The following is a 9,502-nucleotide window of genomic DNA, read 5'->3' as shown; positions in this document are numbered from 1 at the left end:
CATCTTCTATAGCCTTCCTGAACGTATTATTGATATAAGAAGCCATACACCAAGAACAAAGGCCATAAAAAATCCTACTGCTCCAAAAAGAGGCATATCAAATACCTTGCCTCCAACATTTGAGAGTGTGAGTATTGATGAGCCCAGTATAATAGCTGCTACTATTATACTGAAAGATAGTCTGTTTGCTGATCTATCAATGTCCCTTATGAGCCTCTCAAGACCGAGATGGGTTATTTTTACCTGCAATTCATCCTTGAGTGTTTTTCTCAGGAGGAGCCTAAGCTGTCTGGGGGTTGATGTGGCAAAGGCAGTGAATTCGTCAATATTTCTCCTTACCCTCTCATAGAGTCTTCCAGGGCTGTATCTTGATCGGATGAGTTTTGAGGCATAGGGCTCTGCAACAGAGATAAAGTTAAAGGATGGATCAAGTTCCCTAGCAATGGAATCGAGTATCAGCATTGATTTGTTGACCAGGAGAAAATCAGAAGGTATTCTCAATTTGTGTTTTATGCCAAGGTGGGTTAGTGTATCAAGGTACTCTGCAAAGTTTATCTCCGATATGGATGCACCGTAAAGCGGAACTAGGAAATCCATTAGGTCTGCCTTGAATTCCCTTCTGAAGCTTTCTATATCCACTTCTTCTGAAACAAAACCGAGGTCAATGTACTGTTCTATCAGAGAATCAAAGTCCTGCCTTACAAGGGATATAAATGCCTGGGCGAGGTTTTCCATGAGTTCTGGTGTTAAATAACCAACTATCCCGAAATCAACAAGACCGATCCTTCCATCAGGCATTATAAAAATATTTCCAGGGTGAGGGTCAGCGTGGAAGTAACCATCTTCAAAGATCATCTTTAAATATGCCTCCAGCCCTATTTTAGCTATGTGTGTTCTGTCAAAACCCATTTTTTCAATTTCAGAAATACGATCTATCCTGATACCATGTATACGTTCCATTACCATGACCTTCTCTGTAAGATATTCTGGATAGAATCTCGGGATGTAGATATATTTATGGCCTTCAAAGTTCCTCCTGAATCTGTTAAGGTTCTTTGCCTCTTCCCTGAAATTCAGTTCCTTCCTTACGGTTTTGGAAAACTCCTCTACTATACCTTTGGGATTAAAGAACTCTGCCTCAGGCATGTAGCGATCCATGAGTTCTGCAATAAACTTCATAATATCAATATCTGTTTCAATTATCTCTTTTATCCTGGGACGCTGGATCTTCACTACCACTGATTCTCCACTTTTGAGTGTTGCACCATGAACCTGGGCTATTGAGGCAGCAGCTATGGGTCTTACCTCAAAATCCTTGAATATTTCCTCAAGGGGTGCCCCCAGTTCTTCCTGAATAATGGTCCTCACCTCTTCAAATCTGAAAGGAGGTACTTCATCCTGTAGTTTCTTAAATTCATCTGCATAGGCCTTTGTAATAAGGTCAGGTCTTGCAGAAAGAATCTGGGCAAGTTTTATAAAAGATGGGCCGAGTTCTTCAAAGGCATGCCTCAATCTTTCTGGAAAGGCCCTGTCTATATAGGGAAACTTTTCAAGAATCCTTTTGCGGAAGGGTATATATCTTGCAAGGTTTACCTGCTCAATAAACTGATAGAATCCATACTTGAAAAAAACAGACAGTATCTGTCTAAGACGGACTATGTCCTTATATCTTCTTCTTAGCCTGAGAAAGGATAGGGGCATTATTCCACTTCTTCTGTTTTCTCTCCCTCAAGCTTTTTGAGCCTTTCTGAGAGCCTCTCTATCTTTTTTTCAAGTCTTTCTATATCTTCCCTTGCTGGCAGTTTCATCTTTTCAATTGTCGAATTGATTAATTCTGTAACAGACTGTCTGAGTCCTGCTGTTGATTTTTCCGCCTTTTCTGTCCATTCTTTTATCAGTTTTGCTCCCTCTGCCTCTGAGAGCTCACCCTTTTTAATAAGTTCATCAATTAATTCTTTCACCTTTTCCTGTACACCAATTCCAGCCAGAAGGGCCTTTCTTACCAGCTCAAAAACTGTCATAAATTACCTCCTTCAATGTTTCTTTTTTCTGATTACATCATAGGCGAGTTCAAGGGCTCTGTCAAGTCTATCAATCTCCTTTGTACCTCCCTGGGCTGTGTCTGCTCGTCCACCACCTCTGCCACCTGCAAGCTCGGCAATTTCTTTTAGAATCTCTCCAGCATGAAATCTTTTCTGTAGATCCTTTGTTACCATTGTAATAATTGATGCCTGTCCATCCAGGACAGAACCAAGGATGATTATACCTGATTTAAGCCTTTCTCTCAGTTCATCACCCAGAATCCTCAGGTCCTTTGTTTCAAGTCCATCAAGTCTTGCTGATAGTACCTTTATGCCATCTATGTCCCTTGCCTTTTCAAGAAGGGATGAAGATTCCACTGAAAGGAGTTTCTGTTTCAGGTTTTGAATCTCCCTCTCCATTTCTTTCTGTTTTTCAAGAAGGCTGAGCACCTTTTCAACCGGTTCAGGGCTGCTCAAAATTCTAGATATATTCTGGATTTTTTTCATTGATGATCTCAGCGATTCAACGGCATTCATTCCTGTAAGTGCCTCTATCCTTCTTATTCCAGAGGCAACACTTCCCTCAGAGAGGATAATAAAGCTGCCTATGTCACCTGTTGACCTTACATGGGTTCCACCGCATAGCTCTCTGCTGATACCCTCTACCTCCACAACCCTAACTCTATCACCATATTTTTCATCAAATAGTGCTATGGCACCCATTCTTATTGCTTCATCAAGGGTTGTGAGGGTCGTCTTTACAGGGATATTCTCTAGAATCCAGCTGTTTATTAATTTTTCGATCTCTTCTATCTCTTCTTCCTCGAGCTGGGCAGGATGGGTGAAGTCAAATCTTAATCTATCAGGGCTAACGAGAGAGCCTGCCTGTCTTACATGTTCACCAAGGACATCCTTCAGTGCCCTGTGAAGTAGATGGGTTGCTGTGTGGTTTCTCATGGTTGCTGTTCTTAAGATTCTGTTAACCTCTGTCTTTACATTCTCACCAATCGAGATAGAGCCCTCTTTTACCTTTATGTAATGGGCTATGAGATTTCTTACTGGCTTCTTTGTATCGATTACCTCTGCATTGCCCGAATCACCGTAGATAATTCCTCTATCACCTACCTGACCTCCAGATTCTCCATAGAAGGTGGTTCTGTTAAGGAAAAGTATTCCCTCTTCTCCTTCTCTTAGAGTTTGTACAGGGCTTCCATCTTTAAATATCCTCAGTACCTCTCCTCGGGATGATAGCTCTTCATACCCGAGAAACTCTGTTTCAGGTATATCTTTAAAAATGGCAGGTACAGTGATTTCCTCCTCTGTCCAGGACTGTCTTGCCCTCTGTCTCTGGAGTTCGAGCTCACTTCTGAAACCTTCTTCGTCAATCTCAAGACCGGCATCAATTGCTATGTCCCGTGCAAGGTCAAGGGGGAATCCAAAGGTATCATAAAGTCTGAATAACTCCTCTCCAGGTATACTTTTTAGACCCTGTGACTTTATTTTTACTATGAGCTCATCAAGAAGTCCGGTTCCCTGCTCGAGGGTCTTGATGAATCTTTCTTCCTCAATTTTCAGAAACTTTCTGGTCCTCTCTGGAGAGCCCTTTAGCTCTGGATAGGTATCTCCAAAGGCATCTATTACACTATCAATAAGTTTGTAAAGAACCGGTTCCTCCTTTCCAAGGAGATGGGCATGCCTTGAAGCCCGCCTGATGATTCTTCTTAAAACATAACCCCTTCCTTCGTTTGAAGGAATAAGGCCCTCTGCCATGAGAAATACTATTGCCCTCAGATGGTCTGCGATGACCCTTATTGATGAATCAGTCTCAGGAGATTTATGGTAGGGTCGGTCTGTGGCTACTGTAATGTCTGATATTATTGGTTCAAAGAGGTCTGTATCAAAATTATTATATTTGCCCTGAAGTACAGCTGTGATTCTTTCAAGCCCCATGCCTGTGTCTATGGAAGGCTTTGGAAGGGGGGTGAGATTCCCAGAGGCATCCCTGTTGTACTGCATGAAGACAAGGTTCCAGAGTTCAAGATATCTATCACAATCGCATCCAACTGTACACTCTGGTTTTCCACATCCAACCTCAGGTCCCTGGTCAATTATTATCTCAGAGCAGGGTCCGCAGGGACCGGTGTCTCCCATCTGCCAGAAATTATCTTTTGCACCGAGTCTGACAATTCTCTCCTTAGGAATATCTGTAAGCTCAAGCCATAGTCTTTCTGCTTCTTCATCTTCTTCGTAGACAGATGCCCAGAGTTTCTCCTTTGGTAATCTGAATTCTCCAACCAGTAATTCCCATGCAAAGGATATAGCCTCTCTTTTAAAATAATCTCCAAAGGAAAAATTTCCGAGCATCTCAAAAAATGTATGGTGTCTTGCTGTGTGACCGACCTGCTCAAGATCACTGTGCTTTCCACCTGCCCTCATGCATTTCTGGCATGTGGCTGCCCTTTTATAGGGCCGTGTCTCATTTCCAAGAAAGACATCCTTGAACTGAACCATTCCGGCATTTGTGAATAAAAGTGTAGGATCACCAGCAGGAATCAGCGGAGAGCTTTTTATGATTCTATGAGCCTTTGCCTGAAAGAACTCAAGAAAGTATTTTCTGATCTCTGTTCCTTTCATAATTATTCAATCTTTATTGCGGGATCGCCTGAGATTATTGAATGAAGAACACCATCAACAAATATGAGTCTTGTCTTTAATAATCCTGATGTTGAATATATCCACATCTCTCTGTATCTGCCATCCTTTGGTTCGAGGACCTGTACATCAGAGGGTGCACCCCATGCGTACCTTACCTGTATCTGTGTCATTCCAGGTACTATCTCGCCTGCCTGTATGTGCTTCTGGATATCTTCAGGGAAATTCTTGATCTCACCGGGAGAATATCTTACACCTGTGGCACAGGCTGCTAAAAATATGGAGCAACAGATAACAATAAAGAAGTATGATAATCTTAAAAAACTCATTTTCCTTCCTCCTTTATCTTTTTTATAATCCTGATGATCGTGTCCATCCTGTATCCTCTTCTGAGCATAAACTCCTTAAGTTTTTCCTCTGAGTCTCTATCTTTAAGGCTGTGCCTTCTGAGCCATTTCTGGACACTCCTTGTAGCAGATTCTGTCTCATCAAATTCTTCAATAACCTCTTCTACTAGCTCTGGCTTGATACCTCTTTTAAAAAGTATCTCTGCAATTTTTCTTTTTCCAAGAAGTCTCTGCTCACCAACCCTCACAAAGTATTTGGCTGCATCTCTGTCATCTATAAGACCTGAGTTTTTAAATATTTTGATTATATTTTCAGTGACCTCCTGGCTGAAACCTTTTCCAAGAAGTCTTTCCCTCAGCTCAGACTCACTTCTCTGTCTGTAACCGAGGAGTTTCAGTGCAAAAGCCCTTGCCTTAGCTTCCGAATCTTTCAATCTTGAAGCCCGGCTTCTGTGGAGCTTCGGGTTTTCCACCTTCCCTTACCACATCTGCGGTGGTTTGGATTCCCTTTACTTTTAATGTGAAATCATCAGGGTTTGATGCCCACTTTAGAGCTTCCTCATAGGTGACAAGACCTGCTTTATAAAGGTCAAATAAGGACTGGTCAAAGGTCTGCATGCCGTAGAGCAATTTGCCCTGTGCTATTACATCAGGTATGAGCTTTGTTTTTTCGGGATCTGTAATACATTCCTTTATTGTTAGGGTTCCAAGCATTACTTCTACAGCAGGTACCCTGCCCGTGCCGTCAGCCTTTGGAAGAAGCCTCTGGGAAATTACTGCCTTTATGACAGAGGCAAGCTGTATCCTTATCTGCTGGTGCTGATGGGGAGGAAACATGGATATAATTCTATTCACAGTCTCCTTTGCATCAAGGGTGTGAAGTGTACTCATCACGAGATGACCTGTTTCTGCTGCTATAAGGGCAATTTCTATGGTCTCAAGGTCTCTCATCTCTCCAACAAGTATTACATCAGGGTCCTGTCTAAGGGCAGACCTAAGTGCCTTTGAAAAAGAATCTGTATCAGAGCCTATTTCCCTCTGACTTACGATGCTTCGCTTGTCTCTGTGAAGAAATTCTATGGGATCCTCAATTGTGATAATATTAACTGCCCTGTTTGCATTAATATAATCAATCATTGCAGCCAGTGTCGTGGATTTTCCACTTCCTGTTGTGCCGGTAACCAGGATAAGACCTCTCTGTTCCATTGCTATCTTTTTAAGGACATCAGGTAGATTCAGTTCTTCAAATGTTGGGACCTTCATTGGTATAACCCTGAATACCAGACCAACAGCACCCCTCTGGTAAAAAGCATTGCAACGAAATCTTCCTAATCCGGGCACACTGTAGGCAAAATCAAGTTCATGCTCATTTTTGAATGTCTCTCTCTGCGAAGGACTCATTACAGAAAAGGCTATCTTCAATGCTTCTTCAAGATTAATCCTTTCAATACCATCCATGGGCCTGAGCTCACCATGTAATCTTACAATTGGTGGTGAGCCAACCTTTATATGAAGATCAGATGCACCCATTGCATGGGCCCTTTTCAACAGTTCATTAATATCCATGATGACTCCTTTTCAGCAGTAATAAGTGACAGGCTAATAACCCATCACGAATTACAAATAACCCGTTATGTTGCCCTGACTTCTGACTTAAGTATTCCGGCAGCTTCTTTTATCTTTTTCTCTATTTCGTCTCTGACCTTTGGATTGTTTTTGAGGTATTCTCTTGCACTTTCCCTTCCCTGACCGATCCTCTGACCGTTATAGCTGAACCATGAGCCTGCCTTTTCTATTATCCCTTTTTCAACCCCCAGGTCAAGTATCTCGCCTTCACGGGATATGCCTTCATCAAAATATATATCAAATTCAGCCTGTTTAAATGGTGGAGCTACTTTGTTTTTTACAATCTTAACCCTTACCCTTCCACCAACAGTATCAGCAGACTCCTTGAGATTTTCCACCCTTCTTATATCAAGTCTCATTGTTGCATAGAACTTCAAGGCTGTGCCACCTGTAGTTGTCTCAGGATTTCCAAACATTACACCAATCTTCATTCTTATCTGATTGATGAATATAACAGTGGTCTGGGATTTTGATATCGCTGAGGTGAGTTTTCTTAATGCCTGACTCATAAGTCGTGCCTGAAGACCCGGAAGACTGTCACCCATCTCACCCTCTATCTCTGCCTTTGGCACAAGGGCTGCCACAGAGTCTATTACTATGATATCAACTGCATTGCTCCTTACAAGAGCTTCTGCAATCTCAAGGGCCTGTTCACCTGTGTCTGGCTGGGATACAAGGAGGTCTTCTATCTTTACACCGAGTTTTTTAGCATAATTTATATCAAGGGCATGTTCTGCATCTATAAAGGCAGCTATTCCACCAGCCTTCTGAGCCTCTGCAATGGCACTAAGGGCAAGGGTAGTTTTACCAGATGACTCAGGTCCGAAGATCTCTATGACCCTTCCACGGGGATATCCGCCAACACCTGTTGCAATGTCAAGGCTTAAAGAGCCCGTGGAGATTACAGGTAATGGCTCTATTGCCTCTTCAGAGCCAAGCCTCATTATAACGCCTTTACCAAAGGCCTTTTCTATCTGAGATATTGCTGTTTCAAGGGATTTGAGTTTTTCTTTTGTCATCTATTCCTCCTGATTTTTAGTCTTTTTATTTTAGCATAGAGGAGCAGGTAATACATACTGGTTAGGTGGTCTAATATCCATGCATTTGAAAATAGTAATTTATATAGTAAGTTATAAAGAGAAAGGCTAGTTTCCTATTGCAAACCTTGCTATTATCTCATATCTCGCACCCTCTGGTCTTAGCTCACTTTTCATGAGTACTATCTCATTGACCTCCTGAATACCGAAATCCTTATCTTTAAAGTCAGGAAGTTTGTTAAGGAGTTTTTTAATATCATGGTGATTCTTGAGTCTGGCAATGGTGATATGTCCTGTGAATTCCCTTTCCTCCTTTTTGAAACCTAGTTTTAATAGGGATTTTTCTGTCTCCCTTTGGAGCAAAAGGAGCGTTTCTGAATGCTCAACGCCTGCCCATATTACCCTTGGCATTTTCTTTTCAGGAAACTGTCCAATCCCTTTAATCTTTACTGTAAAGGGCTTATATGGTTTAACAGTCTCTTCAAGAGCCTGTTTGATCTTTTCAATCTTTTTTTCTTCAACACCGCCAAGGAACTTCAGTGTTATATGAAGATTTTCAGGTCTGACCCATTTAAGGTCCTGAGCCAGAGGTTTCAGATCTTCTATAAGAAGGCCAAGCTCTTTTTTAATATCTTCATTAAGCTCTATGGCAATAAAGGAGCGAATCACAGAAAGGAATGTTCAGCAGAAGTAAATTTTATAAGGTTTGTTAATATTTTACCATTCAAAGCTCTGTATTACTATAATACCCTTTTCCTGAGCTTTTTTAATAGCACCTTTTGTAGCATAATGGGTGATAATAAGTTTTATAATCTCTTTGTCACCGTATTCATCCCTTACAGCCTTTACCTTTTCTTCCAGTTCATTAAAGATATCTTCAATATCCTTTCTATCTTCAAGCCTGAGCTTTGATTCTCCTACTATTAGAACCTCTTTACCATTTTTTTTGCCTTTTCCAAAGATATTTATCTCCCTGCCCTTTATCTCTTCTCTTATAAATCTTTCTGTTAGCTCAATCTGGAACTTGCTCTTGAGAATACCTGGCAATACCCTGAAGGCCTCATTCTCAAAGGCATAGGCCATTGTTTTTTGGAGACCACCGAGATCTCCTCTTGTATTATTTAGAGCTATTGCGAGCATTCTTACCTCTTCTTCAGTTCTTTTTTGTGCTTCAGCGAGTTCTTCCAGTCTTAGTTCAGTTCTTTTTTGTGCTTCAGCGAGTTCTTTTTGAGCATGTGCAAGGTCAGCAACTATTGTCTTAAGTTCATTAAAATCCCTTGTCTTTACAGGTTCATTGACTATCTCTACCAGATCCACAAGGACCTCGGCCTGTTCTGGTGGAAATATCTTTTTTATCTTTTCTTTTATTTCAAAAACTGGCATGTTTAATTATAACATAAAAATAGAATATGCTTTGAAGAGATAAATGAATTTTTAATCCTTAAGCTCAAAAACAAGAGTTGAGTTTATAGCTATAAATTTAAACAGGCAGTCTGAACCTTTTCATCAAAGAAATCCCTCTATCAAGGGTCTCAATGACTGTGCGTCTTTCTGTCTGGTGGATGAATTCTTTCTCAAAGGCATCTCCAAAGTCAAGCATTGTCCTGTCCTGTTCTGTTAATCCCTCTCTGCCAACTATTGCCTCAAGCCTTCTCAGGTCCCTTGCCTTTGAATAGTATTTATAAAGGAGGTTTGCTATCTTTCTGTGATCAGCCCTTGTCCTTCCCTCTCCAATACCATTCTGCATAAGCCTTGAGAGGCTGGGTAATACATCAACAGGAGGAAATATACCTTTTTGATGAAGCTCCCTGCTCAGTAC

The 9,502-nt window shown here is 41.3% G+C and carries 10 protein-coding genes; all 10 read right to left on the bottom strand.

Features of this window, described 5'->3' with window-relative positions:
- Window positions 1-6 precede the first annotated feature (6 nt).
- Window positions 7-1,701 (bottom strand): AarF/ABC1/UbiB kinase family protein, encoded by a 1,695-nt coding sequence (locus tag N2257_09540; protein ID MCX7794628.1) that lies wholly within the window; start codon window positions 1,699-1,701, stop codon window positions 7-9.
- A complete protein-coding gene (locus tag N2257_09535; protein ID MCX7794627.1) occupies window positions 1,701-2,021 on the bottom strand; it encodes a hypothetical protein in 321 nt (106 codons plus the stop codon). Before N2257_09535 ends, N2257_09540 begins: the two co-directional genes overlap by 1 nt.
- Before the next feature lie 12 nt (window positions 2,022-2,033).
- Window positions 2,034-4,655 (bottom strand): alanine--tRNA ligase, encoded by a 2,622-nt coding sequence (gene alaS / locus N2257_09530; protein ID MCX7794626.1) that lies wholly within the window; start codon window positions 4,653-4,655, stop codon window positions 2,034-2,036.
- Window positions 4,656-4,657: 2 nt separating this feature from the next.
- On the bottom strand, window positions 4,658-5,002 hold the full coding sequence (locus N2257_09525; GenBank protein MCX7794625.1) for a hypothetical protein: 345 nt from the start codon (window positions 5,000-5,002) through the stop codon (window positions 4,658-4,660).
- Complete coding sequence (locus tag N2257_09520; protein ID MCX7794624.1) at window positions 4,999-5,454, bottom strand: recombination regulator RecX; 456 nt, start codon at window positions 5,452-5,454, stop codon at window positions 4,999-5,001. The genes N2257_09525 and N2257_09520 overlap by 4 nt, the downstream gene beginning before the upstream one ends.
- Window positions 5,435-6,586: a PilT/PilU family type 4a pilus ATPase gene (locus N2257_09515; protein MCX7794623.1), complete on the bottom strand. Its 1,152-nt coding sequence runs from the start codon at window positions 6,584-6,586 to the stop codon at window positions 5,435-5,437. The genes N2257_09520 and N2257_09515 overlap by 20 nt, the downstream gene beginning before the upstream one ends.
- Window positions 6,587-6,651: 65 nt before the next feature.
- A complete protein-coding gene (gene recA / locus N2257_09510; GenBank protein ID MCX7794622.1) occupies window positions 6,652-7,665 on the bottom strand; it encodes a recombinase RecA in 1,014 nt (337 codons plus the stop codon).
- Window positions 7,666-7,791: 126 nt separating this feature from the next.
- A complete protein-coding gene (gene thpR, locus N2257_09505; protein MCX7794621.1) occupies window positions 7,792-8,352 on the bottom strand; it encodes an RNA 2',3'-cyclic phosphodiesterase in 561 nt (186 codons plus the stop codon).
- Window positions 8,353-8,400: 48 nt separating this feature from the next.
- Complete coding sequence (locus tag N2257_09500; GenBank protein MCX7794620.1) at window positions 8,401-9,066, bottom strand: hypothetical protein; 666 nt, start codon at window positions 9,064-9,066, stop codon at window positions 8,401-8,403.
- A gap of 97 nt (window positions 9,067-9,163) precedes the next feature.
- Window positions 9,164-9,502, bottom strand: a 339-nt coding sequence (locus N2257_09495) for a V-type ATP synthase subunit B (protein ID MCX7794619.1), incomplete at its 5' end; no start/stop codon positions are given.

The organism is Thermodesulfovibrionales bacterium, from assembly GCA_026417875.1.
Lineage (GTDB): Bacteria > Nitrospirota > Thermodesulfovibrionia > Thermodesulfovibrionales > CALJEL01 > CALJEL01.
The sequence above is the reverse complement of the archived record's forward strand: the minus strand, read 5'-3'. Positions and strand labels throughout refer to the sequence as shown.

What these genes read in the sequence shown, in the direction of transcription:
- N2257_09540 (MCX7794628.1), bottom strand. Translation starts at nt 1,701, where the DNA reads ATGCCCCTATCCTTTCTCAGGCTAAGAAGAAGATATAAGGACATAGTC.
- N2257_09535 (MCX7794627.1), bottom strand. Translation starts at nt 2,021, where the DNA reads ATGACAGTTTTTGAGCTGGTAAGAAAGGCCCTTCTGGCTGGAATTGGT.
- alaS (MCX7794626.1), bottom strand. Translation starts at nt 4,655, where the DNA reads ATGAAAGGAACAGAGATCAGAAAATACTTTCTTGAGTTCTTTCAGGCA.
- N2257_09525 (MCX7794625.1), bottom strand. Translation starts at nt 5,002, where the DNA reads ATGAGTTTTTTAAGATTATCATACTTCTTTATTGTTATCTGTTGCTCC.
- N2257_09515 (MCX7794623.1), bottom strand. Translation starts at nt 6,586, where the DNA reads ATGGATATTAATGAACTGTTGAAAAGGGCCCATGCAATGGGTGCATCT.
- recA (MCX7794622.1), bottom strand. Translation starts at nt 7,665, where the DNA reads ATGACAAAAGAAAAACTCAAATCCCTTGAAACAGCAATATCTCAGATA.
- N2257_09500 (MCX7794620.1), bottom strand. Translation starts at nt 9,066, where the DNA reads ATGCCAGTTTTTGAAATAAAAGAAAAGATAAAAAAGATATTTCCACCA.